We start from the raw sequence: 25,610 nt of genomic DNA on the forward strand, positions 1-25,610 counted from the left end.
CCAGAAGGAATGGAAATGGTTATGCCTGGAGACCACATCGACATGGAAGTTGAATTAATCACAGAAATCGCTATGGACGAAGGATTAAGATTCGCTATCAGAGAAGGTGGAAGAACTGTAGGTTCAGGAGTTGTTACTTCAATAATCGAGTAATTTTAACTTTTTAAATAAATTTTTTATTAGTACCGATGAACAACGGGAATTTATGCTTAGTTAAAACTCACTTATATACTTAGCGCAAAAGTTTATAAGCTGAGGGTTAACTAAGAAAAGTTTCTAATATATAGACGTATATATTAGAAGACTCTTTAAAATCTAAAATTAACGCGCAATAGTTTTTAATTTAAAAGAGTGTTCATTAAATAGGCCTTTAATATAAAAGAGGGGATAGATTATCCTCTCTTTTATTTTTTTGTTGATTTTATAGAAAAAATAAATATAATATAATTTAGGAAAAATATTTTTGGTAAGAATAATAATATAAAATTTTTTTTAGGAATAAAATTCTTGTTGAAAAATTAAAAAAATAGTATATTATTAATATTAGTGCTTTATTTTTTTGAACGGTTTTGGGGTAAAGATAGTACATAAATGTATATGTTAAAACTTCTAAAAAAATACTTGAAAAAACATAATATACATAGTATAATGAAGAAGTTGTAAAGCGAACAGCGATGAATCAAGAGGTTGCCGGACTTCCGGGTAATTCTTGATGAGCATGTTAGGATCTAGAATCCGACGACAGGGGTTACGTGTGCATGTCTAAAGTGTGAAACACCAGGGACAGTTTACACAATGCTTACTGTTGTGCGTTAGAAGTAAAGCGTACATGAAAAGGAGGGAAACCAAATGTCAAAACAAAAAATAAGAATAAGATTAAAAGCATTTGATCATACAATATTAGATCAATCAGCTGAGAAAATTGTTGAAACTGCTAAGTCTACAGGAGCAAAGGTTGTTGGACCAGTTCCACTACCAACTGAAAAAGACGTTATAACAATCTTAAGAGCTGTACATAAGTACAAAGACTCAAGAGAGCAGTTCGAAGTAAGAACTCATAAGAGATTAATAGACATCGTTAATCCATCACCAAAAACTGTTGATGCATTAATGAGATTAAACTTACCAGCAGGTGTTGATATCGAAATAAAACTTTAATAGTTTATTTAGATTGAATTAAGAGATTGAACTGTTATGATTGCAGAGGCAATCCGCTAATATGTTTAGGAGGTGTAACCACATGAAAAAAGCTATAATAGGTAAAAAAGTTGGAATGACTCAAATATTCGATGAGAATGGTAGAGTAATCCCTGTAACTGTAGTTGAAGCTGGTCCATGTGTTGTAGTTCAAAAGAAAACAGTTGAAACTGATGGATATGACGCAATACAAGTTGGATTCGGTGAATTAAGAGAAAAATTAGTTAACAAACCAAGAAAAGGACATTTCGCTAAAGCAGGTGTTTCTTTAAGAAGAACTTTAAAAGAGTTCAGAATGGAAGACGTTGCTAATTACAATGTTGGAGACGAAATAAAGGTTGACACATTTGAAATTGGAGACAAAGTAGACGTATCAGGAGTTTCTAAAGGTAAGGGATTCCAAGGTACAATCAAAAGATGGAATGCTAGTAGAGGACCAATGTCTCACGGTTCTAAATTCCACAGAGCACCAGGTTCAATGGGAGCTGCTTCAGACCCATCAAGAACTTTCAAGAACAAAAGAATGCCTGGACATATGGGAGCTAAGAACACAACTGTTCTTAACTTAGAAGTTGTTAAGATAATGCCTGAAAAGAACATCATCTTAATTAAGGGTGGAATCCCAGGTCCAAATAAAGGCACAGTAGTTATAAGAAACAGCGTTAAGGCTTAATTTCTGTAGAAAGGAGGAAGCGTAATGCCTAAAGTAGGTTTATTTAATAAAGAAGGACAACAAGTTGGAGATATCCAATTAAATGAGCAAGTATTCGGAGTAGAAGTAAACAAATATGCTTTACACCAAGTAGTAGTAGCTCAATTAGCTAACAAGAGACAAGGTACTCAATCAGCTAAAACAAGATCTGAGGTAAGAGGAGGCGGAATCAAGCCTTGGAGACAAAAAGGAACAGGTAGAGCAAGACAAGGTTCTATCAGAGCGCCTCAATGGATCAAAGGTGGAGTTGTATTTGCACCAAAACCAAGAGATTACAGAATGTCAATACCAAAGAGCATGAGAAAAGTAGCTATGACTTCTGCTTTAACTAGCAAAGTTGCAGATATGGTTGTTTTAGAAGACTTAACTTTCGAAGCTCCAAAAACTAAGGAAGCAGTTAAAATGTTAAATGCTTTCGAAGCTAAGAAGACATTAATAATAACAGCTGAAGTTAATGAAAATGTATATAAATCAGCAAGAAACATAGAAGGTGTAACAGTTATGCCTGTTAACAACATCAATGTTTATGATTTATTAAACTGCAAAACATTAATGATAACTAAAGAAGCTGTAAACAAAATTGAGGAGGTGTACGCATAATGAAGTTAACAAGCCATGATATAATCAGAAAACCAGTTATAACTGAAAAGAGTATGGCAGCTATGGCTGAAAATAAATACACCTTCATAGTTCATATGGCAGCTAACAAAGTACAAATAAAGAGAGCTGTAGAAGAAGTTTTCAACGTAAAAGTTGCTGACGTTAAGACTATGAGATTCGAAGGAAAAACTAAGAGAGTTGGAGTTCACATCGGAAAAAGAGCTGACTTCAAAAAAGCTGTTATAACTTTAGCAGAAGGTAGCAGCATCGAATTCTTCGAAGGAATGCAATAATAAAAAGCAGGTATTGGTTGAAGGCCAGATAAGCTATAAGAAGGAGGGACAATAATGGCACTTAAAAAGTTTAATCCAACTACACCATCAAGAAGACAAATGACTATGCCAACATTTGAAGAAGTTACTACAAATGCACCAGAGAAGTCACTTCTTGTTTCTTTAAAGAAAACTGGTGGTAGAAACGCACAAGGTAAAATAACTGTTAGACACCATGGTGGTGGAGCTAAGAGAAAATATAGAATAATAGATTTCAAAAGAAATAAGGATGGAATCCCAGCAAAAGTTGCTACAGTAGAGTACGATCCAAACAGATCAGCTTACATAGCACTTGTTGTTTATGCTGATGGAGAGAAGAGATACATACTTGCTCCTGTAGGTTTAAAAGTAGGAGATACAGTAGTATCAGGACCAGAGGCTGATATCAAGCCAGGTAACGCTCTTCAATTAAAACACATGCCAGTAGGTACTTTTGTTCATAACATAGAGTTACAAGCTGGAAAAGGTGGCCAAATGGTAAGATCAGCAGGTACTTCAGCTCAGTTAATGGCTAAAGAAGGAAACTATGCTACATTAAGATTACCATCAGGTGAAATGAGATACGTAAGAATCGAATGTAAAGCTACTGTTGGAACAGTATCAAACACAACTCATGAGATCGTAAATATCGGTAAAGCTGGTAGAAAGAGACACATGGGATGGAGACCAACAGTTAGAGGTTCTGTAATGAACCCTTGCGATCACCCTCACGGTGGTGGAGAAGGTAGATCTCCTATCGGTAGACCAAGTCCAGTTACTCCATGGGGTAAACCAGCACTTGGATACAAAACTAGAAAGAACAAAAAATACTCAGATAGATTCATCATTAAGAGAAGAAACGCTAAATAGTTTGGAGAGAATTAAATATTCTCTTCACAGTTTGGCGGCATAATTAAGTTTATGAAGGGAGGAAATTCTAGTGAGTAGATCAATTAAGAAAGGACCTTTCGTGCATGCAGGTCTTTTAAAGAAAATAGAAGAAATGAACCAAAATGGAGATAAGAAAGTTATCAAAACTTGGTCAAGAAGCTCAACTATATTCCCACAAATGATAGGCCATACAATAGCTGTTCATGATGGAAGAAAACATATCCCAGTTTATGTTACAGAAGATATGGTTGGACATAAATTAGGAGAATTCGTTTTAACAAGAACTTTCAAAGGTCATATTAAAAACGAAAAAACATCAAAGAGAAAATAATAGTATCCGGGAAAGGAGGATCTTTAGATGGAAGCTAAAGCTATAGCTAAATATGTAAGAATGTCTCCAACTAAAGTAGGAGTTGTTCTTGATTTAATAAGAGGAAAGAACGTAAACGAAGCTTTCGCAATTTTAAAATATACTCCAAGAGATGCTGCTGAGGTTATAAGCAAAGTTTTAAAATCAGCGGTAGCTAATGCGGAGAACAATCACGAATTAGATGCTAACAGATTATTCGTTGCAGAAGCACATGTAGGTCACGGACCAACATTAAAAAGATTCAGACCAATGGATCATGGTAAAGCATTTAGAATAAACAAGAGAACAAGTAACATAACACTTGTTGTTAAAGAAAGAGCTTAATAAGGTAAGGAGGGAAAAGCATGGGACAAAAAGTACATCCTCACGGACTAAGAGTTGGTGTAATTAAAGATTGGGATGCAAAATGGTATGCTGATAAGAAAAATTTTGCTGATAACTTAATCGAAGACCAACAAATAAGAAAATTCATAAAGAAAGAACTTTTCTCAGCTGGAATCGCTAAGATTGAAATCGAAAGATCAGCTAAAAGAGTTAAGTTAAACATACACACAGCTAAGCCAGGTGTAATCATCGGAAAAGGTGGTTCAGGAATCGAAAGATTAAAAGCTAGCTTAAAAAATATAATAGCTGAGAAAAATGTTTTAATAAACATTGTTGAGGTTAAGAACGCTGAAACTAACGCTCAATTAATGGCTGAAAACATTGCTGCTCAATTAGAAAAGAGAATATCATTCAGAAGAGCTATGAAGCAAACTATCCAAAGAGCAATGAAAGCTGGCACATTAGGTGTTAAAACTGCTTGTTCAGGAAGATTAGGTGGAGCTGAAATAGCAAGAACTGAGCAATACAATGAAGGAACAATCCCACTACAAACAATAAGAGCTGACATCGACTATGGATTTGCTGAAGCTGATACAACTTACGGTAAAATCGGTGTTAAAGTGTGGGTTTACAATGGAGAAGTTCTTCCAACTAAAAAAGTTGAAAAAAAGGAAGAAGCTAACGCATAATAGGATGCACTAAGAAAGGAGGAATATAACATGTTAATGCCTAAAAGAGTTAAACATCGTAAGGTACAACGTGGTAGAATGAAAGGTAAGGCAACTAGAGGAAACTTTCTAGCTTACGGAGATTTCGGAATCCAAGCTACAACTTGTGGATGGATCACTAGTAACCAAATAGAAGCTGCGAGAATAGCTATCAATAGATATATAAGAAGAGGCGGAAAGCTTTGGATAAAAATATTCCCAGACAAACCTGTAACTGAGAAACCAGCTGAAACAAGAATGGGTTCAGGTAAAGGTTCAGTTGAATACTGGGTAGCAGTAGTTAAACCAGGTAGAGTTTTATTCGAGTTATCTGGAGTTGATGAAGAGAAAGCAAGAGAAGCTATGAGACTTGCTTCACACAAACTTCCTGTAAAGACTAAGTTCGTTACAAGAAGAGATTTTGAGGAAATGGGTGGTGAAGAATAATGAAAGCTAGAGAGTTAAAAGAACTAAGAACAAGCAATCCTCAAGATTTAATAAAGAAATTAGGAGACCTTAAAGCTGAGTTATTCAATTTAAGATTCCAATTAGCTACAGGTCAATTAGAAAACCCAATGAGAATCAGAGAAGTAAAAAAATCAATAGCTCAAATCAAAACAATCATAAGAGAAGAAGAGTTAAAGATTGAGCAGTAATCCTGAAAGGAGGTAACCGCTGTGGAAAGAAATTTAAGAAAAAAGAGATTAGGTAGAGTTGTTTCTGATAAAATGGATAAGACTATCGTTGTTGCGGTTGAAACAAAGGTTAGACATCCACTATACGGAAAAACTGTTAACAGAACAACTAAGTTCAAAGCTCATGATGAAAATAATGAGGCTAGATTCGGAGATAGAGTTCTTATAATGGAAACTAGACCATTATCAAAAGATAAGAGATGGAGACTTGTTGAGATAGTAGAGAAAGCAAAATAGTTTTCTAAAGTCTGAAAGGAGGTTAATTTCATGATACAACAACAAACCTTACTAAAGGTTGCTGATAACTCAGGTGCAAAAGAAATAATGTGCATAAGAGTTTTAGGCGGATCTAAAAGAAAATTCGGAAATATCGGAGATGTAATAGTTGCTAGCGTTAAAAGTGCAACACCAGGCGGAGTTGTTAAAAAAGGCGAAGTAGTTAAAGCAGTTATTGTAAGATCAGTAAGAGGACTAAGAAGAGCTGACGGTTCATACATCAAATTTGATGAAAATGCAGCTGTAATAATAAAAGATGATAAGCAACCAAGAGGAACTCGTATCTTTGGACCAGTTGCAAGAGAGCTAAGAGATAATGAGTTCAATAAAATCTTATCATTAGCACCAGAAGTTCTATAATAAACGATTAGGAGGTGGCTAAGATGAAGGTACATGTTAGAAAGAACGACACAGTAGTAGTTATATCAGGTAAAGATAAAGGAAAAACTGGTGAAGTTTTAAGAGTAATTCCTAAGACTGGTAAAGTAGTAGTTAAAGGAGTTAACTTAGTTAAAAAGCATCAAAAACCTAATAGACAAAACATGCAAGGTGGAATAATAGAAATGGAAGCTGCAATAAACAGCTCAAAAGTTATGTTATTCTGTGAAAAATGCAAAAAGGCTACAAGAATAAGCCATAAGTTATTAGAAGACGGTGCAAAAGTAAGAGTATGTAAGAAGTGTGGAGAAACATTCTAAAATTTGAAAGGAGGTACTTTACGTGAATAGACTTCAAGAAAGATATGAAAAAGAAGTAGTTCCAGCTATGATGGAAAAGTTCGGATACAAAAACATAATGCAAGTTCCTAAAATAGAAAAAGTTGTTATAAACATGGGAGTAGGAGAAGCTAAAGACAATCCTAAGGTTCTAGAATCAGCTGTTAGTGATTTACAAATAATCGCTGGACAAAAGCCTGTATTAACAAGAGCTAAAAAGTCAGTTGCTAACTTTAAAATAAGAGAGAACATGGCTTTAGGATGTAAAGTTACTTTAAGAAAGACTAATATGTACGAATTCGTAGATAAATTAGTTTCAATAGCTTTACCAAGAGTAAGAGACTTCAGAGGAGTTTCAGCTAAAGCATTTGATGGAAGAGGAAACTACTCATTAGGAATTAAGGAACAATTAATATTCCCAGAAATCGAGTATGATAAAGTAGATAAAGTAAGAGGAATGGATATAATCTTCGTTACTAGTGCTAACACAGACGAAGAAGCAAGAGAATTATTAAGATTCCTTGGAATGCCATTCGCTCAATAATAAGGAGGGGATACGCATGGCTCGTAAGGCAATGATCGAAAAATGGAAAAAAGAACCTAAATACAAAACTAGAGCGTATACTAGATGTAGATTATGTGGAAGACCACATTCTGTATTAAAGAAATTCGGAATTTGCCGTATCTGCTTCAGAGAATTAGCTTACAAAGGTGAAATTCCTGGATGTAGAAAGGCAAGCTGGTAATATAACTAGTAGAATGAAAGGAGGCACAATATAATGGTTATGACAGATCCTATCGCAGACTTACTAACTCGTGTGAGAAACGCGAACTCAGTAAGACACGAAGTTGTTGAAGTACCTTCTTCAAGTGTTAAGAAGGCTATCGTAAATATATTATTACAAGAAGGTTATCTTAAAGGAGTAGAGGAGTACAACGATGGTGTAGTTCCTATGATGAGATTAACTTTAAAGTACGGAGCAAACAATGAAAGAGTTATAACTGGTTTAAAGAGAATATCAAAACCAGGTTTAAGAGTTTACTGCAAGAAAGATGAAGTTCCTAGAGTATTAAACGGATTAGGTATCGCTTTAATATCAACTTCAAAAGGATTAGTAGTTGACAGAGAAGCTAGAAAATTAGGATTAGGCGGAGAAGTTATCTGCTACGTTTGGTAATTTTTTAGAGTGAGAAAATAACATAGATTTAAATAGATTGAAGCAAAGAGATGATTTAAAAAAATATAAGGACCAAATTCACAGGAGGTGCGCATTATGTCAAGAGTAGGTAAAATGCCTATAGCTATCCCTGCTGGAGTAACTGTTACTGTAACACCAGAGAACGTTGTTACAGTAAAAGGCCCTAAGGGTGAGTTAGTTAAAGCTATGCACAAAGACATTAATATAGCTGTAGAAGATGCTCAAGTAGTTGTTACTAGACCAAGTGACGTTAAAGAACACAGAGCACTTCACGGATTAACTAGAGCTTTACTTAACAACATGGTTGTTGGAGTAAGCCAAGGTTTTTCAAAAACTTTAGAGTTAAACGGAGTTGGATACAGAGCTCAATTACAAGGAAAGAAACTTGTTATGAACTTAGGATATTCACATCCAGTAGAAGTTGAAGCAGTTGATGGAGTAGACTTCAAATTAGACGGAACAACTAAAGTTATCGTTGAAGGTATCGATAAAGAAAAAGTTGGAGCAGTTGCTGCTAACATCAGATCATGGAGAAAACCTGAACCATACAAAGGTAAAGGAATCAAGTATTCTGATGAAGTTATAAGAAGAAAAGAAGGTAAAACTGGTAAATAATAAATACTAATATAGAAAGGAGTGAACCTTATGTTCAAAAAGGCAGACAGAAAAGAAGCAAGAGAAAGACGTCACCTAAGAGTTCGTAAGAAGGTATTCGGAACTCCAGAAAGACCAAGATTATCTGTATATAGAAGTGAAAAGAACATATATGCTCAAATAATAGACGACGTTAATGCTGTTACTTTAGTAGCTGCTTCAAGCTTAGATAAAGCTATCGAAGTTAAAGGAAGCAACAAAGAAGCTGCTAAATTAGTTGGAGAATTAGTTGCTAAAAGAGCTATAGAAAAAGGAATAAATGATGTAGTATTCGACAGAGGTGGATACGTATATCACGGAAGAGTTGAGGCTTTAGCTAGCGGAGCAAGAGAAGCCGGATTAAAATTCTAATCTACAAGGAGGGGAAATACATGAGAATCGATCCTAGCACACTAGACCTTAAAGAAAAGGTTGTTAGTATAAGCAGAGTTACTAAGGTTGTTAAGGGTGGTAGAAACTTCAGATTCAGTGCGTTAGTTGTTGTTGGAGACGAGAACGGACACGTTGGTGTTGGAACTGGTAAATCTATCGAAATCCCTGAAGCAATAAGAAAAGGAATAGAAGATGCTAAGAAAAACTTAGTAGAAGTTTCAATAGTTGGAACTACTGTTCCTCATGAAATACACGGAAAATTCGGTACAGGAGATGTACTTATAATGCCAGCTACTGAAGGTACAGGAGTTATAGCTGGAGGTCCTGCAAGATCAGTTCTTGAATTAGCAGGATTAAAGGATGTTAGAGCTAAATCATTAGGTTCAAACAACCCAAGAAACATGGTAAAAGCAACTATCAACGGATTAGCTAACTTAAGAACAGCTGAAGATATAGCTAAATTAAGAGGAAAATCTGTTGAAGAGATAATAGGTTAGGAGGGATAGCGATGCTAAAGGTAACATTAGTTAAAAGCTTAATTGGTAGAAAGAAAGACCATATCGCTACTGCACATGCCCTTGGACTTAGAAAAATAGGTAAAACAGTAGAGCATGAGGGAACTCCTCAAATAAAAGGTATGATAAACAAAATAAGTTATCTACTAAAAGTTGAAGAAGCATAATTAAATAGAGCGTTAGAGGAGGTGTAATAACATATGAAACTTCATGAATTAAGACCAGCAGCTGGTAGTAAATCAGCTCCAAAAAGAGTTGGTAGAGGTACTGGTTCAGGCTTAGGAAGAAATGCCGGAAAAGGTGAAAAAGGTCAAAATGCTAGATCAGGTGGTGGAGTTAGACCTGGATTCGAAGGTGGTCAAATGCCATTATACAGAAGACTTCCTAAAAGAGGATTCACTAACCCATTTACAAAACATTTTGTAACAATCAATGTTGATAGATTAAACATATTCGATAATGGAACAGAAGTTACTCCAGAATTACTATTAGAAAGAAGAGTAGTAAGTAAACTAATGGACGGAGTTAAGATCTTAGGAAATGGAAACATAGAAAAGAGCTTAACTATCGCAGGTTGCAAGTTATCAAAGCAAGCAGCTGAAAAAATAGTTGCAGCTGGAGGAAAAGTTGAGGTGAAATAATCGTGCTATCAACCCTACGTAATGCCTGGAAGGTTCAAGATTTAAGAAAAAAAATAATTTGGACTGTATTCTTAATAGCAATTTTCAGGATGGGAAGTTATATTCCTGTTCCTGGAATTGATACAGATAGTCTAAAAGCTTTAACACAATCAGGAAGCTTAGTAAGCTTCTATGATTTAATTTCTGGTGGTTCTTTTAGTAGATTTAGTATATTCGCTTTAGGTGTTGTACCATACATTAATGCTTCAATCATTATGCAACTTTTAACAGTTGCAATTCCTAAATTAGAACAATTGTCTAAAGAGGGAGATGACGGAAGAAAGAAAATCCAAAAGATAACTAGATATGCTTCAATTGTTATTGGAGCAATCACTGCTTATGGAAGTTATGTGATAATTCACAATGTTGGCGCACTTAAGAGCAATTCTCCAGTTAGTATGTTTTTAATATTACTAACATTAGTAGTTGGATCTACTTTCTTAATGTGGTTAGGAGATCAAATTACAGTTAAAGGAGTAGGAAATGGTACTTCTTTGATAATATTTGCAAATATATTATCAAGCTTACCAATGACTGGTTATCAAATATATAACTTAAGTAAGATAGGTAAAATAAATATTGTTGAAGTAGCATTATTTATTTTCTTTACATTAGCTTTATTAGCAGGTGTAATTTACTTATCACTAGCTGAAAGAAGGATTACTGTACAATATGCAGGTAAAGCCGTAGGTAATAAAATGATGAAGGGACAATCAACTCATATTCCATTAAGTATTATTGGAACAACTGTTATAGCAATAATCTTTGCTATGTCTGTTATGAGTTTCCCAACAACTATAGCTCAATTCTTCCCAGAAGCTGGATGGTCACAATGGATTACAGGATCTTCTTACAGTCCTTTCAATGCAAAGACTTGGATGTATCCAGTATTATATGCATTACTGACTATATTCTTTACTTGGTTCTATACTCAAATAACATTTAAGCCAGATGAAATGGCTGAGAATATGCATAAATCATCAGGTTTCATTCCTGGAATAAGACCTGGAAAACCAACAGAGATTTATTTAGAGAAAGTATTAAATAGAATTTCAATGTTTGGTGGATGTTTTGCTGCTATTATAGCAGTAGTTCCTATTTTAGTTGCAAATTATACTCCTTTCCAAGGAATACAGTTTGGAGGAACATCACTGTTAATTCTAGTTTCTGTTTCATTAGAAATAATGAGACAATTAGAATCTCAATTAACAATGAGACATTACCAAGGATTCTTAAAATAGAAATACAAGTTATGGAGATGATGCCCGTGAAGATAGTTTTATTAGGTCCTCCTGGAGCAGGAAAAGGAACACAGGCAAAATCAATTAGTAATAGATATTCAATTCCTCATATATCTACAGGAGATATCTTTAGAAAAAATATTTCAGAGAACACTCCTTTAGGTATTGAGGCTAAATCATACATGGATAATGGACAGTTAGTTCCAGATGAAGTAACTATCAACATGGTAAAAGATAGACTTCAACAAGATGATTGTAAGAATGGATATTTATTAGATGGTTTCCCAAGAACAGTTCATCAAGCAGAAGCTTTAGATAACTTCTTAACTGAAAGAGAAGAGTCAATAGACACAGCTCTTTTAATAGAAGTACCTAAAGAATTCATACTTGAAAGAATGACAGGAAGAAGAGTTTGTCCTTCATGTGGAGCAAGTTATCACATAAAGTTTAATCCACCAGCTAATGATGGAAAATGTGATCTTTGCGGATCAGATGTTATTCAAAGAAAAGATGACACTGAAGAAACAGTTAAGGAAAGACTTGATGTGTATGAAAATCAAACACAACCATTAATTGATTTTTATAAAAACAAAAAGCAACTTTCAGTAGTAGATGGAACACAAGCAATAAACGAGGTCTTTGAGAGTATCTGTAAAATATTAGGGAGCGACAAGTAATGATAATTCTTAAGAATGAGAATGAAATCGACCTAATGAGGAAAGCAGGAAAGATTCTTGGAGAAACACTTAACCTGCTTAAGGAGAAAGTAAGACCTGGTATTACTACTACGGAATTAGATAGAATAGCTGAAGAGTTTATAACTAAGCATGGAGCTACACCATCCTTCAAAGGATTGTATGGTTTCCCAGCTTCATTATGTATATCTGTTAATAATCAAGTAATTCATGGTTTCCCAGGAAGTTATGAATTAAAGGATGGAGACATTGTTTCTATTGATTGTGGAGTTTGTCTAAATGGATTTCACAGTGATGCTGCTAGAACTTTTGGTGTAGGCAATATATCAGAAGAGGCAGAAAAGCTTATTAGAATTACTGAAGAATCCTTTTTTAAAGGTATAGAGAAGGCATATGTAGACAATAGATTAACGGATATTTCTAATGAAATACAGCAATATGTTGAAGCCAATGGATTTTCTGTTGTTAGAGACTTTGTAGGACATGGAATTGGCCGAAAAGTCCATGAAGATCCTGAAGTTCCTAATTTCGGTAGACCAGGCAGAGGTCCAAAGTTAATGGCAGGAATGGTATTAGCTATTGAACCGATGGTAAACATGGGATCATATAGAGTCAAGACTTTAGATGATGGCTGGACAGTAGTAACAGCAGATGGGAAACTTTCTGCACACTATGAAAACACAGTTGCAATTTTACCTAATGGTCCTGAAATATTAACACTTATAAAATAGTTTTAATATATATTGCTTAGTTATAAATTAACATTTGCCTATAAGGAATTTGTAGTTTATGACTAAGGTAATCTTTGAGGTGGATAAGTTGCAAGAAACTGATTTAATCGGTAGATTAGTTACTTCAAATGCTGGAAGAGATACAGGAAAATCATATATTGTGATTGGATTGGTAGATGATGATCTACTAGTGGCAAATGGAGCAACTAAGACTATTGAAATGCCAAAAAAGAAAAAAATAAAACATGTAGTGCTTACTGAGATATTGGATGATGAGTTAAAATCATGTATAATATCAAAGGATAAGAATGCAAATCTTAAAATAAAAAGATTTTTAAAGCTTAGTAGCACTAACAAGGAGGTTTGATTACCTTATGTCAAAAAGTGATATAATTGAAATGCAAGGTACAGTTTTAGAAGCTTTACCAAATGCAATGTTTGAAGTTGAATTAGAGAGTGGGCATAAAATATTAGCTCATATCTCAGGAAAGTTAAGAATGAACTTCATAAGAATTTTACCAGGAGATAAGGTTACTGTGGAACTTTCACCATATGATCTTACAAGAGGTAGAATTACATGGAGAGCAAAATAAGGAGGGTTAGCGATGAAAGTAAGACCATCAGTTAAGCCTATTTGCGAAAAGTGCAAAGTTATAAAAAGAAAAGGAAGAGTAATGGTAATCTGTGAAAATCCTAAGCACAAACAAAAACAAGGCTAATAGGTAAATAAAACATAATAAAAAGGTCAATTGGGAGCGAATTCTTATTGACTTTTATTTAAAAGTAAAATATGATTATATAGGCATTTAAATAATAGCAAATAAATTTTAGGTGCGGCTGTGATGGGTAAAACCATCAACCTAAAATTTTAAATATAAATAAACAATAGAGCAATTGAGTTACTTATTTAATGTAAATCAATTTCGTATTTTAATTACCAGGAGGTGTAACATTAATGGCAAGAATAGCAGGTATCGACCTACCAAGAGAAAAAAGAGTTGAAATAGGTCTAACTTATATATATGGTATAGGATTACCTACATCACAAAAAATTCTTGAAGTAACTGGAGTTAATCCTGATACAAGAGTTAAGGATCTTACTGAGGAAGAAGTAAACTCAATAAGAAACTACATTAAAGATTTAACAGTTGAAGGTGACTTAAGAAGAGAAGTTGCTTTAAACATAAAGAGATTAGTTGAGATTGGTTCATATAGAGGAATCAGACATAGAAAAGGTCTTCCACTTAGAGGACAAAAAACTAAGACTAATGCTAGAACTAGAAAAGGTCCTAAGAAGACAATAGCTAATAAGAAGAAATAGTTAAGGAGGGAAGACAATGGCAGCTCAAAAAGTTAAAAAAACTAGAAGAAGAAAAGAAAGAAAAAATGTTGAGCATGGTGCAGCACACATCCAATCAACATTCAATAACTCAATAGTTACTTTAACTGATGCAAAAGGAAATGCATTAGCATGGGCAAGTGCTGGTGGCCTTGGATTCAAAGGTTCAAGAAAGAGCACACCATTTGCAGCTCAAATGGCAGCTGAAACAGCAGCTAAAGCAGCTATGGAACACGGATTAAAAAGCGTTGAGGTTTACGTAAAAGGACCAGGTGCTGGAAGAGAAGCAGCTATAAGAAGCTTACAAGCAGCTGGATTAGAAGTTACTTTAATAAAAGATGTAACTCCAATCCCACACAATGGATGTAGACCACCAAAAAGAAGAAGAGTTTAGTAACGTCACGGGAGGTGTAATGAATGGCAAGATATACTGGAGCTACATGTAAGTTATGTAGAAGAGAAGGTATGAAATTATTCCTAAAAGGGGATAGATGTTATACAGATAAATGTGCTTTCGTTAGAAGAAGTTATGCACCAGGACAACACGGAGCAAGCAGAAAGAAATTATCTAACTACGGAACACAATTAAGAGAGAAGCAAAAAGCTAAGAGAATATACGGAGTTCTTGAAGGTCAGTTCAGAAACACATATGAAAGAGCTGAAAAAATGAGAGGAATCGCCGGTGAAAACTTACTTAAATTATTAGAAATGAGATTAGATAACGTTGTTTACAGATTAGGATATGGTGCTTCAAGAACAGAAGCTAGACAATTAGTAAACCACGGTCATTTCTTAGTAAATGGTAAAAAAGTTGATATAGCATCATTCAAAGTATCAGTTAACGATGTTATAACAGTTTGTGAAAAGAGCAGAGGATCAGAAAGATTCAAAATGTTTGCTGAAAATCCAAAAGCTTTACCAAAATGGTTAGAAGCTAACGTTGAAAACTTCGAAGGTAAAGTTGTTGCTGAGCCTGCAAGAGAAGATATCGACGTACCAGTTAACGAGACTCTAATCGTCGAGTTATACAGCAAATAATAATTATTGATCTTAAGAGTACTTTTACAATTGGATCAGTTGCCCTCATAAGGTTGCCATTTTAATATTAAGGAGGGTTTTTAAATGTTAGAAATAGAAAAGCCAGTAATTCAATGTGTTGAATCAAACGATAACGGAACATATGGTAAGTTTGAGATAGAACCATTAGAAAGAGGTTATGGAATAACTCTTGGTAATGCATTAAGAAGAATATTACTTTCTTCTTTACCTGGAGTGGCTCCAACTTCAGTTAAAATAGATTCAGTTCTTCATGAGTTTTCAACAATAACAGGTGTTAAAGAAGATGTTACAGAGATAATCTTAAATCTTAAAATGTTAGCACTTACTATGGAAGGTGAAGGACCAAAAACTATTTATATTGATGCTCAAGGACCAGGTGTTGTTACTGGAGCAGATATAAAAACAGATGGTGATGTAGAAGTTGTAAACAAAGATCTACATATCGCTACATTAGACAACGATGGTAAGTTATATATGGAAATCGTAGTTAATAGAGGAAGAGGATATGTTACTCAAAACAAAAATAAAACAGAAGATCTTCCATTATCAGCTATTGCTATAGATTCTATATACACTCCTGTAAAGAGAGTTAATTTCTCTGTTCAAAATACAAGAGTTGGTCAAATTACTGACTATGATAAACTTACATTAGAAATTTGGACTAATGGAACTATAAGAATAGAAGAAGCGATTTCATTATCAGCTAAAATTCTTATAGAGCACTTCAAATTATTCATGACTTTAACTGACAACGCTAATGATGTTGAGATAATGATTGAAAAAGAAGAAGATAAAAAAGAAAAAGCTTTAGAGATGACTATAGAAGAGCTTGACTTATCAGTAAGATCATACAATTGCTTAAAGAGAGCAGGTATAAACACTGTTCAAGAGCTTGCGGGCAAGAGCATGGATGATATGATGAAAGTTAGAAACTTAGGTAAGAAATCTCTAGAAGAAGTAGAAAGAAAGTTAAACGAGTTAGGCTTAAATTTAAGACTAAATGACGAGTAGGTGAGGAGGTAAAGCCATGGCAGGATATCGTAAGTTAGGTCGTCCTACTGATCAAAGAAAAGCTATGCTTAGAAATCTTGTTACAAGCTTCTTAAAGCATGGTAAAATAGAAACTACTGAAACAAGAGCTAAGGAAACTAGAAGCCTTGCAGAAAAAATGATCACTCTTGCAAAAAGAGGAGATTTACACGCAAGAAGACAAGTGTTAGCATTTGTTACAGAAGAAGAAGTTGTTAAAAACTTATTTGACAACATAGCTCCAAAGTACGCTGAAAGAAACGGTGGATACACTAGAATGTACAAAGTTGGTCCTAGAAGAGGAGACGGAGCTGAAGTTGTTATACTTGAATTAGTATAATATATTTCTTTAGAGAGGATTAAGTTTTTACTTAATCCTCTTTTGTCATATAAAATATTTTATATTATTTTTATCATAAGCATTTTGAGAATGCATATAAGAAAGTAATATATAATAAAACAGAATATATTATTTTTACTACTAGTATAAAATTTTAGATTTAACCTATAATAGTTTTGAATCTAAAGGTATATTATGTGTTTAAAGAAATTTTTTAATAAACATATTTTAAGGAAGATAATTTTATATAAAAGGTTAAAATAAGGAAATATCTATTTACAAAATAAAATTATTAATAGTATTATTTTATAAGTAGGTATTTTTTTTATACATAAAAAAATTATTAAACTCAATACATATTGAGAAAAAGAGTTAAGTGTTTTAACTCTAAAGTAGTTAAAGGTAGCTTTATAGGAGGCTAGTATGGGAGAAAATATGATTAAAAGTGAAGACTTAGTTTTTAAATATGTCAATGCTGAAGAACAAACTGAAAAGGTTGCAATAAATCACGTTTCTATGGAAGTTAAAAAGGGAGAATTTTTAGTTATATTAGGACATAACGGTTCAGGAAAATCAACTATGGCAAAGCATATGAATGCTTTATTACTTCCTAGTGGTGGAAAGATGTATGTAGATGGGTTAGATACTTCTGATATAGAAAATCTTTGGGAAGTTAGAAGAAGAGCTGGGATGGTTTTTCAAAATCCAGATAATCAATTAGTAGCAACAATAGTCGAAGAAGATGTTGCTTTTGGACCAGAGAATTTAGGTGTTGATCCAAAGGAGATAAGAGAAAGAGTAGATGATTCATTAAAAGCAGTAGGTATGTATGAGTATAGAAAACATGCACCACATTTATTATCAGGAGGGCAAAAGCAGAGAATTGCTATCGCTGGTATATTAGCAATGAGACCTAAATGCATAGTCTTAGATGAACCTACAGCAATGCTAGATCCTTCAGGTAGAAATGAAGTAATGAAAACTATAAAGGAAGTAAACAAAAAGTTTGGAATTACTATAATACTTATAACTCACTATATGGATGAAGCCGCACAGGCTGATAGAATAATAGTTATGGATAAAGGTGAAAAGGTAATGGAAGGTGTTCCTAGAGAAATTTTTTCTCAAGTAGAAAAAATAAAGTTAATTGGATTAGATGTTCCTCAAGTTACTGAATTAGCTTATGAGCTTCAAAAAGAGGGAGTAGATATATCAACAGAAATATTAAATATAGATGAGATGGTGAATGCTTTATGTCAATTAAAATAGAAAATTTAAATCATATATATATGCCTAAAACACCTTTTGAAAAAATAGCATTAAATAATATAAACTGTGAAATAGAAGATGGAGAATTTATAGCACTAATTGGGCATACTGGCTCAGGAAAATCAACATTTATACAGCATTTAAATGGATTATTAAGTCCTACTAGTGGGAATATAATAGTTGATGGTGTTAATATAGCAGATAAAAAAGTTAAATTAAGCGATATTAGAAAAAAGGTTGGATTAGTATTTCAATATCCAGAGTATCAATTATTTGAAGAGACTATTGAAAAAGATATTGAGTATGGTCCAAGAAATTTAGGAATCAGTGAAGAAGAAATAAGCAAAAGAGTTAAAAAATCCATGGAGATGGTTGGGCTTGACTATGAAACATATAAAGATAAATCTCCTTTTGATCTAAGTGGAGGTCAAAAGAGAAGAGTTGCCATAGCTGGGGTTATAGCTATGGAGCCTAAGGTTCTTATATTAGATGAACCAACAGCTGGGTTAGACCCAAAGGGAAGAGAAGACATACTTGCTCAAATAAGACTTCTTCATAAAGAGTATGGAATGACTATAATAATGGTTAGTCATAGCATGGAAGACGTAGCTAAGATTGCTGATAGAGTAATTGTTATGAATAGTGGAGAAATAGTTTTAGATGGAAAGATTGCAGAGGTATTTAAAGAGGTTGAAACTTTAGAAAAAATAGGATTGGCCGTTCCTCAAGTAACTTATCTAATAAGAGAGTTAAGAAATAAGGGCTTTAATATATCAGAAGAGATATTTACAATTTCTCAAGCTAAGGAAGCTCTTTTAGAAATAATAAGGAATAATAATTAGGAAGGATAAGAAATTATGTTAAAGGACATTACTATAGGTCAATATATTCCTGGGGATTCTTTTGTACATAAATTAGATCCAAGGACTAAGATATTAATATCATTTATTTTTATTGCTTCATTATTTATAGTAGATAAGTTTTGGGGATATATATTTATAATTGCCTTTTTAGGTGCAACAGTATTAATATCTAAATTACAATTTAAATATTTATATAAAGGACTTAAACCTGTATTTTTATTAATAGCTATAACAGCAGCACTTAATATTTTTATGATAAAAGGTAGCGAAGATACTCTTATATGGCATTGGAAGTTTTTATATATTTATAAGGAAGGAATAAGAACAGCTATATTTATGGCATTAAGACTTATCTTGCTTATAATGGGAACTTCAGTATTAACACTTACAACATCACCAATAGAATTAACTGATGGTATTGAAAGTTTATTAAAACCATTTAAAAAGATAGGGGTTCCAGCTCATGAATTAGCAATGATGATGACAATTGCTTTAAGATTTATACCAACTTTAATTGATGAAACTGATAAAATAATGAAAGCACAAAAAGCTAGAGGTGCAGATTTTGAATCAGGAAACATAATACAAAAAGCTAAGAGTTTAATACCACTATTAATTCCTTTATTTATTAGTTCTTTTAGAAGAGCTGATGAGTTAGCTATGGCTATGGAAGCTAGATGCTATAGGGGTGGAGATGGAAGAACTAGAATGAAGGTATTAAAGTATTCTAAAAATGATTTTATTTCTTTTGGAATAGCTGGAGTACTTTTAGTTTTATCAATAGTAGTGAGAGTTTTCTAGTATAAATTAAATTTTGTTTTTACATTTAGACTTTTAATATAAAATAAATATTGATAATATAAAAGAAAGACTGCAAATTTGTAGTCTTTCTTTGTTTGAAGAATTAATTATTTATGATTTAAAATATTGTTTTATAAAAAAATAAAGGAATGATTATATGAGGAATATAAAATTAACTATAGAATATGATGGAACAGCTTATTTTGGGTGGCAAAAACAGCCTATAGGAAATACTATTCAGCAGAAGGTAGAAGAGGCTATAAAGAAGGTTACTAAAGAAGAGGTAGAAATACTAGGAAGTAGTAGAACAGATTCAGGAGTCCATGCTAAGGCTTATGTGGCTAATTTTAAAACTAATTCTAATATACCAGGAAAGAATTTTAAGGCTGCATTAAATTCAAAGTTACCAAAGGATATAGTAATAATGAATTCAGAAGAGGTAGCTGAGGATTTTCATGCTAGGTATATGACTACTGGTAAAACTTATTGTTACACAATACTAAATAGAGAAGAGCCACCAGCTTTAGAGAGAAATTATGTATATCATGTTAAAAAGCCTTTAGATGTTGAAGCTATGGAGGTAGCATGTAAATACTTTTTAGGAAAACATGACTTTAAGGCCTTTCAAAGACCCGGTGGGACAGTTAAGACTTCTGTAAGAACAATAACTGATATTCATATTGAAACAGAAGGGAATAAAATTAAAATATATGTGTCAGCAGATGGTTTTTTATATAATATGGTAAGATTAATTGTAGGAACATTGCTTAAAGTGGGAAGAGGAAAAGAGAAGCCAGAATATATAAAGGAAGTCATAGATTCTGGGGATAGAAAAAAAGCTGGAATTTGTGTTCCTCCAACAGGATTATGCTTAGAAAAAGTTTTTTACTAAAAGTAGATGAAATGTATTGACACGCCCGTAAGCGTGTATTATAATTGTATTTGTTTGTAAGAGAGATGTACGGGATTCAATATGAATCTTAACATAAAGTACGAGGACATATAAAACCTATTTTAAAATTCTAGGGAGGGAAAACGATGAAATCATACATTGCAAAAGCACAAGAAGTTGAAAGAAAATGGTATGTTGTTGACGCTGCTGGAAAGCCACTAGGAAGAGTTGCTAGCCAAGTTGCTTCAATATTAAGAGGAAAGAACAAGCCAACATTTACACCAAATGTTGACTGTGGAGATTTCGTTATCGTTATAAACGCTGAGAAAGTTGTTTTAACTGGTAAGAAATTAGACCAAAAAATGTTAAGAAAACACAGCTTATACGCTGGTGGATTAAAAGAAACTCCATACAGAGAAGTTTTAGAAAAGAAACCTGAATTTGCTTTCGAAGAAGCAGTTAGAAGAATGCTTCCAACAGGCGTTTTAGGAAGAAAAATGTTAAAGAAATTAAACGTGTACAGAGGAGCTGAGCACAACCACGCTGCTCAAAAACCAGAAGTACTTGAGTTAAGATACTAATTATAAGCTCGGGAGGAGGAGTTCAAATGGCAAAAGTTCAATACATGGGAACTGGAAGAAGAAAGAAATCAGTTGCAAGAGTAAGACTTGTACCAGGTGAAGGTAGAGTTATAGTAAATAATAGAGAAATCGAAACATATTTCGGATTAGAAACTTTAAGAGTTGTAGTTAACCAACCATTAGTTTTAACTGAAACTAAAGACAAATATGATGTTTTAGTTAACGTTCATGGTGGTGGATTATCAGGTCAAGCAGGAGCTATAAGACATGGTATATCAAGAGCTTTATTAAAAGCTGACGAAAACTTAAGACCAGAATTAAAGAAAGCTGGATTCTTAACTAGAGACCCAAGAATGGTTGAAAGAAAGAAATGCGGTTTAAAGAAAGCAAGAAGATCTCCACAATTCTCAAAGAGATAATATATTGCTTTTATGGAAAGAAGGAGGAATACCTCCTTCTTTTTTTATACATTTATATATTTTAAAGAAGTTATTTTTAGATTTAATTATTAACAAATTAGAAACAAACATAAGAAAATATATGCTTTGACAATAAATATTAAAAAGTTTTAGAAATGGCTATATAACTAAGTATTAAAGGGGTATTATTTTAGTTTGTTTTAATGATTTGGATATTATTTGTAGAAAATTTCAATTAATTGGATACTGTATTAAGTTTAGGTTAAAAAGAAGCTTTAAAACTTAACAAAGTAATTATTATATTGTAAAATGTTATAGGATTGATATTTTAAAATTAAAAATAAAATAAGTTTGTATTTTACAAATTAAGCAAAGTGGAGGAGAAGTATCTTGAAAGATGCAATTTTTACCTTAATGGAAGTTGCCGGCGGATTAGGTCTATTTCTTTTTGGAATGAAGTTAATGGGAGAAGGATTAGAAAATGCTGCAGGTGATAAATTAAAAAGTATATTAGAGAAAGTTACTAAAAATCCAATATCAGCAGTTTTAGTTGGTGCCTTTGTTACAATGGTAATACAAAGTTCAAGTGCTACTACAGTAATGGTAGTTGGATTTGTTAATGCCGGTCTTATGAACTTAGCACAAGCTGCTGGAGTAATCATGGGAGCAAATGTAGGTACAACTATTACGGCTCAACTTGTTGCCTTTAAATTAGATGAAATTGCACCATTGTTTGTTATAGTAGGTGTGGTTTTATTAATGTCAGCAAAACAAAAGAAGAGAAAGGATATTGCTGATATAATATTAGGTTTTGGTATCTTGTTTATGGGTATGGGAATAATGAGTTCAGCTTTAAAACCATTAGCTGAGTCACCAATGTTCTCACAACTTATAATGGCTATAGACGATAACTGGGTATTAGGAATATTCACAGGTTTAGTTCTTACAGCTATATTACAAAGTTCATCAGCTACTACAGGGATATTAATTGCCTTAGCATCAACTGGTTCTATAACTATAAATATAGTTCTGCCAATACTATTTGGATGTAATATAGGAACATGTGTAACTGCTTTAATTGCAAGTATTGGAGCAAATAAAACAGCACATAAGGCTGCTGCCATACATTTAATGTTTAATATATTAGGTACACTTATATTTATACCATTCTTAAAACCTTTGGCATATATTGTTCAAGATATGAGCCCTGGAGATGTTGAAAGACAAATAGCTAATGCTCATACAATATTCAATATAACTGCTACTATAATACTTGTACCATTAAGTAAGTACATGATTATGATAGTTAACAAATTAATAAAAGGTGAAGATGAAATTGAACTTTGTGGACCTAAGTATCTTGATGAAAGATTATTAGAAACACCAGTAATAGCTGCAGGTCAAGTTCAAAAAGAAACTTTAAGAATGGCTAATAAAGCTAAGGAAAACTTAGAGTTAAGTATGAAGGCTTTTAGGGAAAATAATGAAAGCTTAGTTAAAAAAGTATATGAAAATGAAAAACTTATAAATATTTTAGAAGAAGAAATAACTTCTTACCTAGTTAAATTATCTAAATGTGATTTATCTGCTAAAGAAAGTAATTTAGTAGCATCAACTTTCCATATTGTAACTGATATTGAGAGAATAGGTGATCATGTTGAGAATATAGCTGATTTAACTTTAGAAAAGGTAGGAAGAAAATTAAAATATAGTGAAGATGCTTTAAAGGAAATAGATTATATATATGATCAAACAATTAGAGCACTAGACATAACAATTGATTCTTATGCAAATGAAAATATAGAGGAAGCTGGAACTATCTATGAAATAGAAAGAAAAATAGATGCTTCTCAAAAAGAATTTAGAGAAAATCATATTAAGAGATTAAGCCAAGGTTCTTGCAATGCTTATGATGGTGCAATATTTATGGACTTATTAAGCAACTTTGAAAGAATTGGCGATCATGCTACTAACATAGCTGAAAGTGTTATGGAAGTGCATTAAAGATATTAGAGAATACCTAAAATTAGGTATTCTTTTTTATTTTCCTTAGAATATTTCTTTATATATAGGAAAAAATAAATTGGATTTCATAATTCTAAAATAGATAATATTTTGAAGTGTTTATTAGTAGTAAATATATTCTTTTTAGAATTTAGGATTATTATAATTTAGATTTAACTAGGAGGTATTCTTAATGAAGAAAATAATAAAAATAGTGTCAATTATTATACTCTCTTTTTTAGCATTAAATATTAGCTTCTTAAAGGTTAATGCAGAGGAGAATAATAAGATAATAGTTATTGACCCAGGACATGGAGGCATAGACGGGGGCGCAAAGAGCGAAGGTGGAGTAATTGAGAAGGACATAAATTTATCAATATCACTTAAAACAAAAGATGCTTTAGAGAGTAAAGGATATAAAGTAATAATGACTAGAAGTGAGGATGTAGGACTATATACTGAGGGTAAAAAGGTTAGAGAAAAGAAAATAGAAGACTTAGGAAATAGAGTGAAAATTAAAAAAGAAAATAAATGTGATGCTTTTATAAGCATACATCAAAATATGTTTCCTCAAAAGAATTGTAAAGGGGCACAGGTATGGAGTGCCAATAATGAACCAAGTCAAAAGCTAGGCAAAATAATACAACAAAAATTTAAGGAAGAAGTTGATCAAAATAATAAGAGGGAAGCAAAAGTTGCAAAAAAAGAATATAAGATTTTAAATGATGGGTATGAAGGAGCTTCTGTAATAGTTGAATGTGGTTTCTTATCTAATCCAGAAGAATGCGAACTATTAGGTAAAGAGGATTATCAAAATAAAATTGCCAATACCTTAGCAAATGCTATAGATGAATATTTTAAATAATATAATTCAAATAAAATTTAGTAATGGAAAACTAACTTCCATATCATTTGGGGTAATTGAGTAAAATTTATAAGATGAAAATATAAGGTTTATAATTAAGAAAAATAATATAATAAATAAAAAACATATTAAGAAATTCACCAAATTAAACTTATTCATAAAAGCTCCTAAAAATCATTCTACTATTATATATACTTTAGTAGATTAAGTTATTATGACATAAAAAAGCTATGCCTTATGAGCATAGCTTTATTTGCTTTTATATATTTTTAAAGCCCTTTCCTTTAACTTCTGAAACGTCCATTATAGTTATAAAGGCATTTGGATCTATATAATGTATTGTATTTTTTAATTCAATCATTTGTCTTGTAGTAACTAGACAGTAAAGCATTTTCTTTCTGTCATGAGTATATTCTCCTTCAGCTAAAAGAGAAGTTACTCCTCTATGAAGATCTTCTATTATATAATTTATAACTTGTTGTTCCTTATCTGTTATTATAAGCAATAATTGTTTTGAATGTATTCCTTTAATAACTTTATCAACTAAAACTGTTTGTACAAATATAGATATAAGAGTATAAAGTGCTGTTTCTAGTCCAAAGAAAATTGCTCCTACAGCAACGATACACATATTTAATACGAAGCTTAATGAACCTATATTAAAATTTGAATATTTTTTACGTATAATCATGGTAACTATATCTGTTCCACCAGTTGATCCACCTTTAGAAAATACTAAACCATAACCAAATCCACAGATAGCACCACCAAAAACACAGTATAGTAATTTATCATCTAAGGTAATAAGATGTGATACTGGTGCTGTTATCATTAATGAAAGTGATAAAGCTAGCATTCCTATAGCTGAGTTAAATGTAAACTGTTTTGATAGTTTAAAATAACTAAGTATAAATAATGGAATGTTTATAAGTAAAACAACAATACCTGAGTTAACTCCCATTAAGTATTGAAAGATAAGTGCAATACCTGTTGCTCCACCACTAAGAAGTTTTGCATTTGATAAAAATAGGTTTACTCCTAAAGATGCAATAAAGCAACCTATGAGAATAAATGCATTATCAATTAGTAATTCTTTTTTCTCTTTGATGTAATTCATTGGGATTCTCCTAAATTTACAATAAATAATTTCATAGGTAATTATAATGCTTTTTTTGGTAAAGTAAAGCCAATAAATACATTGAAAAAGCAACTAATGTGTTTTTATGGTAAAATACATTGTATATACTAAGAATTTCATTAAAT

The 25,610-nt window shown here is 32.4% G+C and carries 41 protein-coding genes and 1 pseudogene; 41 read left to right on the forward strand and 1 reads right to left on the reverse strand.

Translation table 11 applies throughout. From position 1 onward, the window contains the following. The 41 genes and pseudogenes from QP548_RS12795 to cwlD all read left to right on the forward strand — a co-directional run. A pseudogene (locus QP548_RS12795) lies at nucleotides 1-153 on the forward strand (elongation factor Tu); the annotation flags it as partial. A 696-nt stretch (nucleotides 154-849) separates the two neighbouring features. Next, the gene (gene rpsJ, locus QP548_RS12800; RefSeq protein WP_003479233.1) at nucleotides 850-1,158 is read left to right on the forward strand and encodes a 30S ribosomal protein S10; all 309 of its coding nucleotides are present in this window, start codon (nucleotides 850-852) and stop codon (nucleotides 1,156-1,158) included. Nucleotides 1,159-1,240: 82 nt separating this feature from the next. Further along, the gene (rplC, locus tag QP548_RS12805; protein ID WP_003476250.1) at nucleotides 1,241-1,870 is read left to right on the forward strand and encodes a 50S ribosomal protein L3; all 630 of its coding nucleotides are present in this window, start codon (nucleotides 1,241-1,243) and stop codon (nucleotides 1,868-1,870) included. Between the two features lie 24 nt (nucleotides 1,871-1,894). After that, nucleotides 1,895-2,509, forward strand: coding sequence for a 50S ribosomal protein L4 (gene rplD, locus QP548_RS12810; protein ID WP_003454270.1), 615 nt, complete (start codon nucleotides 1,895-1,897; stop codon nucleotides 2,507-2,509). Beyond that, complete coding sequence (gene rplW, locus QP548_RS12815) at nucleotides 2,509-2,802, forward strand: 50S ribosomal protein L23 (protein WP_003454311.1); 294 nt, start codon at nucleotides 2,509-2,511, stop codon at nucleotides 2,800-2,802. Before rplD ends, rplW begins: the two co-directional genes overlap by 1 nt. Before the next feature lie 54 nt (nucleotides 2,803-2,856). Continuing rightward, nucleotides 2,857-3,690, forward strand: a complete 834-nt coding sequence (gene rplB, locus QP548_RS12820; RefSeq protein WP_003460473.1) for a 50S ribosomal protein L2 — start codon at nucleotides 2,857-2,859, stop codon at nucleotides 3,688-3,690. 70 nt (nucleotides 3,691-3,760) lie between these two features. After that, nucleotides 3,761-4,042 (forward strand): 30S ribosomal protein S19, encoded by a 282-nt coding sequence (gene rpsS, locus QP548_RS12825; protein WP_003454422.1) that lies wholly within the window; start codon nucleotides 3,761-3,763, stop codon nucleotides 4,040-4,042. Nucleotides 4,043-4,069: 27 nt separating this feature from the next. Continuing rightward, nucleotides 4,070-4,405, forward strand: coding sequence for a 50S ribosomal protein L22 (gene rplV / locus QP548_RS12830; protein WP_003454177.1), 336 nt, complete (start codon nucleotides 4,070-4,072; stop codon nucleotides 4,403-4,405). 20 nt (nucleotides 4,406-4,425) lie between these two features. Continuing rightward, nucleotides 4,426-5,094 (forward strand): 30S ribosomal protein S3, encoded by a 669-nt coding sequence (rpsC, locus tag QP548_RS12835; RefSeq protein WP_003454406.1) that lies wholly within the window; start codon nucleotides 4,426-4,428, stop codon nucleotides 5,092-5,094. Between the two features lie 30 nt (nucleotides 5,095-5,124). Beyond that, a complete protein-coding gene (gene rplP / locus QP548_RS12840) occupies nucleotides 5,125-5,559 on the forward strand; it encodes a 50S ribosomal protein L16 (RefSeq protein WP_003454381.1) in 435 nt (144 codons plus the stop codon). After that, nucleotides 5,559-5,768, forward strand: coding sequence for a 50S ribosomal protein L29 (gene rpmC / locus QP548_RS12845; protein WP_003454396.1), 210 nt, complete (start codon nucleotides 5,559-5,561; stop codon nucleotides 5,766-5,768). Before rplP ends, rpmC begins: the two co-directional genes overlap by 1 nt. Nucleotides 5,769-5,789: 21 nt before the next feature. Further along, entirely contained in the window at nucleotides 5,790-6,044 is a 255-nt protein-coding gene (gene rpsQ, locus QP548_RS12850; protein ID WP_003454312.1) for a 30S ribosomal protein S17, read from the forward strand. Nucleotides 6,045-6,074: 30 nt separating this feature from the next. Further along, nucleotides 6,075-6,443 (forward strand): 50S ribosomal protein L14, encoded by a 369-nt coding sequence (gene rplN / locus QP548_RS12855; protein WP_003454425.1) that lies wholly within the window; start codon nucleotides 6,075-6,077, stop codon nucleotides 6,441-6,443. A gap of 23 nt (nucleotides 6,444-6,466) precedes the next feature. Beyond that, nucleotides 6,467-6,781, forward strand: a complete 315-nt coding sequence (rplX, locus tag QP548_RS12860; protein WP_003454257.1) for a 50S ribosomal protein L24 — start codon at nucleotides 6,467-6,469, stop codon at nucleotides 6,779-6,781. 22 nt (nucleotides 6,782-6,803) lie between these two features. Next, nucleotides 6,804-7,343: a 50S ribosomal protein L5 gene (rplE, locus tag QP548_RS12865; protein ID WP_003454431.1), complete on the forward strand. Its 540-nt coding sequence runs from the start codon at nucleotides 6,804-6,806 to the stop codon at nucleotides 7,341-7,343. Between the two features lie 16 nt (nucleotides 7,344-7,359). Beyond that, nucleotides 7,360-7,545 (forward strand): type Z 30S ribosomal protein S14, encoded by a 186-nt coding sequence (locus QP548_RS12870; RefSeq protein WP_003470274.1) that lies wholly within the window; start codon nucleotides 7,360-7,362, stop codon nucleotides 7,543-7,545. 33 nt (nucleotides 7,546-7,578) lie between these two features. Next, complete coding sequence (gene rpsH, locus QP548_RS12875) at nucleotides 7,579-7,977, forward strand: 30S ribosomal protein S8 (RefSeq protein ID WP_003454446.1); 399 nt, start codon at nucleotides 7,579-7,581, stop codon at nucleotides 7,975-7,977. Nucleotides 7,978-8,073: 96 nt separating this feature from the next. Then, nucleotides 8,074-8,613, forward strand: coding sequence for a 50S ribosomal protein L6 (gene rplF, locus QP548_RS12880; RefSeq protein ID WP_003454268.1), 540 nt, complete (start codon nucleotides 8,074-8,076; stop codon nucleotides 8,611-8,613). 30 nt (nucleotides 8,614-8,643) lie between these two features. Further along, nucleotides 8,644-9,003 (forward strand): 50S ribosomal protein L18, encoded by a 360-nt coding sequence (gene rplR, locus QP548_RS12885; protein WP_003454424.1) that lies wholly within the window; start codon nucleotides 8,644-8,646, stop codon nucleotides 9,001-9,003. Nucleotides 9,004-9,023: 20 nt separating this feature from the next. Next, a complete protein-coding gene (gene rpsE / locus QP548_RS12890) occupies nucleotides 9,024-9,521 on the forward strand; it encodes a 30S ribosomal protein S5 (protein ID WP_003454272.1) in 498 nt (165 codons plus the stop codon). A 5-nt stretch (nucleotides 9,522-9,526) separates the two neighbouring features. After that, nucleotides 9,527-9,706, forward strand: coding sequence for a 50S ribosomal protein L30 (gene rpmD, locus QP548_RS12895; RefSeq protein WP_034824315.1), 180 nt, complete (start codon nucleotides 9,527-9,529; stop codon nucleotides 9,704-9,706). Between the two features lie 33 nt (nucleotides 9,707-9,739). Continuing rightward, the gene (gene rplO, locus QP548_RS12900) at nucleotides 9,740-10,180 is read left to right on the forward strand and encodes a 50S ribosomal protein L15 (RefSeq protein WP_003454379.1); all 441 of its coding nucleotides are present in this window, start codon (nucleotides 9,740-9,742) and stop codon (nucleotides 10,178-10,180) included. 2 nt (nucleotides 10,181-10,182) lie between these two features. Further along, nucleotides 10,183-11,460 (forward strand): preprotein translocase subunit SecY, encoded by a 1,278-nt coding sequence (gene secY, locus QP548_RS12905; RefSeq protein ID WP_061429239.1) that lies wholly within the window; start codon nucleotides 10,183-10,185, stop codon nucleotides 11,458-11,460. Nucleotides 11,461-11,486: 26 nt separating this feature from the next. After that, nucleotides 11,487-12,137: an adenylate kinase gene (locus tag QP548_RS12910; RefSeq protein ID WP_060795073.1), complete on the forward strand. Its 651-nt coding sequence runs from the start codon at nucleotides 11,487-11,489 to the stop codon at nucleotides 12,135-12,137. Continuing rightward, the gene (gene map / locus QP548_RS12915; protein ID WP_003454388.1) at nucleotides 12,137-12,886 is read left to right on the forward strand and encodes a type I methionyl aminopeptidase; all 750 of its coding nucleotides are present in this window, start codon (nucleotides 12,137-12,139) and stop codon (nucleotides 12,884-12,886) included. The genes QP548_RS12910 and map overlap by 1 nt, the downstream gene beginning before the upstream one ends. 88 nt (nucleotides 12,887-12,974) lie before the next feature. Next, nucleotides 12,975-13,253 carry a KOW domain-containing RNA-binding protein gene (locus tag QP548_RS12920; RefSeq protein WP_003460478.1) on the forward strand — a complete coding sequence of 93 codons (279 nt, stop codon included), beginning with the start codon at nucleotides 12,975-12,977 and terminating at the stop codon, nucleotides 13,251-13,253. A 7-nt stretch (nucleotides 13,254-13,260) separates the two neighbouring features. After that, complete coding sequence (infA, locus tag QP548_RS12925; RefSeq protein ID WP_003454491.1) at nucleotides 13,261-13,479, forward strand: translation initiation factor IF-1; 219 nt, start codon at nucleotides 13,261-13,263, stop codon at nucleotides 13,477-13,479. A 12-nt stretch (nucleotides 13,480-13,491) separates the two neighbouring features. Next, entirely contained in the window at nucleotides 13,492-13,605 is a 114-nt protein-coding gene (gene rpmJ, locus QP548_RS12930) for a 50S ribosomal protein L36 (RefSeq protein WP_003373491.1), read from the forward strand. 236 nt (nucleotides 13,606-13,841) lie between these two features. Further along, nucleotides 13,842-14,207: a 30S ribosomal protein S13 gene (gene rpsM, locus QP548_RS12935; protein ID WP_003454489.1), complete on the forward strand. Its 366-nt coding sequence runs from the start codon at nucleotides 13,842-13,844 to the stop codon at nucleotides 14,205-14,207. 16 nt (nucleotides 14,208-14,223) lie between these two features. After that, nucleotides 14,224-14,619: a 30S ribosomal protein S11 gene (gene rpsK / locus QP548_RS12940; RefSeq protein WP_003454436.1), complete on the forward strand. Its 396-nt coding sequence runs from the start codon at nucleotides 14,224-14,226 to the stop codon at nucleotides 14,617-14,619. A gap of 23 nt (nucleotides 14,620-14,642) precedes the next feature. Beyond that, entirely contained in the window at nucleotides 14,643-15,263 is a 621-nt protein-coding gene (rpsD, locus tag QP548_RS12945; protein ID WP_003470276.1) for a 30S ribosomal protein S4, read from the forward strand. An 84-nt stretch (nucleotides 15,264-15,347) separates the two neighbouring features. Next, complete coding sequence (locus QP548_RS12950; protein ID WP_003454404.1) at nucleotides 15,348-16,295, forward strand: DNA-directed RNA polymerase subunit alpha; 948 nt, start codon at nucleotides 15,348-15,350, stop codon at nucleotides 16,293-16,295. 16 nt (nucleotides 16,296-16,311) lie between these two features. Continuing rightward, nucleotides 16,312-16,653 carry a 50S ribosomal protein L17 gene (rplQ, locus tag QP548_RS12955; RefSeq protein ID WP_003454231.1) on the forward strand — a complete coding sequence of 114 codons (342 nt, stop codon included), beginning with the start codon at nucleotides 16,312-16,314 and terminating at the stop codon, nucleotides 16,651-16,653. Between the two features lie 423 nt (nucleotides 16,654-17,076). Continuing rightward, nucleotides 17,077-17,922 carry an energy-coupling factor transporter ATPase gene (locus QP548_RS12960; RefSeq protein WP_061429238.1) on the forward strand — a complete coding sequence of 282 codons (846 nt, stop codon included), beginning with the start codon at nucleotides 17,077-17,079 and terminating at the stop codon, nucleotides 17,920-17,922. After that, a complete protein-coding gene (locus QP548_RS12965) occupies nucleotides 17,907-18,764 on the forward strand; it encodes an energy-coupling factor transporter ATPase (RefSeq protein WP_061429237.1) in 858 nt (285 codons plus the stop codon). The genes QP548_RS12960 and QP548_RS12965 overlap by 16 nt, the downstream gene beginning before the upstream one ends. Before the next feature lie 15 nt (nucleotides 18,765-18,779). Continuing rightward, complete coding sequence (locus QP548_RS12970; RefSeq protein WP_061429236.1) at nucleotides 18,780-19,586, forward strand: energy-coupling factor transporter transmembrane component T family protein; 807 nt, start codon at nucleotides 18,780-18,782, stop codon at nucleotides 19,584-19,586. Nucleotides 19,587-19,743: 157 nt separating this feature from the next. Next, nucleotides 19,744-20,478: a tRNA pseudouridine(38-40) synthase TruA gene (gene truA / locus QP548_RS12975; protein ID WP_061429235.1), complete on the forward strand. Its 735-nt coding sequence runs from the start codon at nucleotides 19,744-19,746 to the stop codon at nucleotides 20,476-20,478. Nucleotides 20,479-20,624: 146 nt separating this feature from the next. After that, nucleotides 20,625-21,059 (forward strand): 50S ribosomal protein L13, encoded by a 435-nt coding sequence (rplM, locus tag QP548_RS12980; RefSeq protein WP_011010899.1) that lies wholly within the window; start codon nucleotides 20,625-20,627, stop codon nucleotides 21,057-21,059. A 26-nt stretch (nucleotides 21,060-21,085) separates the two neighbouring features. After that, the gene (gene rpsI / locus QP548_RS12985; protein ID WP_003454434.1) at nucleotides 21,086-21,478 is read left to right on the forward strand and encodes a 30S ribosomal protein S9; all 393 of its coding nucleotides are present in this window, start codon (nucleotides 21,086-21,088) and stop codon (nucleotides 21,476-21,478) included. A 390-nt stretch (nucleotides 21,479-21,868) separates the two neighbouring features. Further along, on the forward strand, nucleotides 21,869-23,482 hold the full coding sequence (locus QP548_RS12990) for a Na/Pi cotransporter family protein (RefSeq protein ID WP_081109967.1): 1,614 nt from the start codon (nucleotides 21,869-21,871) through the stop codon (nucleotides 23,480-23,482). 193 nt (nucleotides 23,483-23,675) lie between these two features. Beyond that, the gene (gene cwlD / locus QP548_RS12995) at nucleotides 23,676-24,347 is read left to right on the forward strand and encodes an N-acetylmuramoyl-L-alanine amidase CwlD (protein ID WP_061429234.1); all 672 of its coding nucleotides are present in this window, start codon (nucleotides 23,676-23,678) and stop codon (nucleotides 24,345-24,347) included. Nucleotides 24,348-24,606: 259 nt separating this feature from the next. On the opposite strand, the gene QP548_RS13000 is transcribed toward cwlD, so the two are convergent. Further along, nucleotides 24,607-25,464, reverse strand: a complete 858-nt coding sequence (locus tag QP548_RS13000) for a YitT family protein (RefSeq protein ID WP_060671131.1) — start codon at nucleotides 25,462-25,464, stop codon at nucleotides 24,607-24,609. Nucleotides 25,465-25,610 lie beyond the last annotated feature (146 nt).

Origin of the sequence: Clostridium sp. UMB9555A (genome assembly GCF_030222355.1) — a bacterium.
In the GTDB taxonomy this organism is placed as follows: Bacteria; Bacillota; Clostridia; order Clostridiales; family Clostridiaceae; genus Sarcina; species Sarcina perfringens.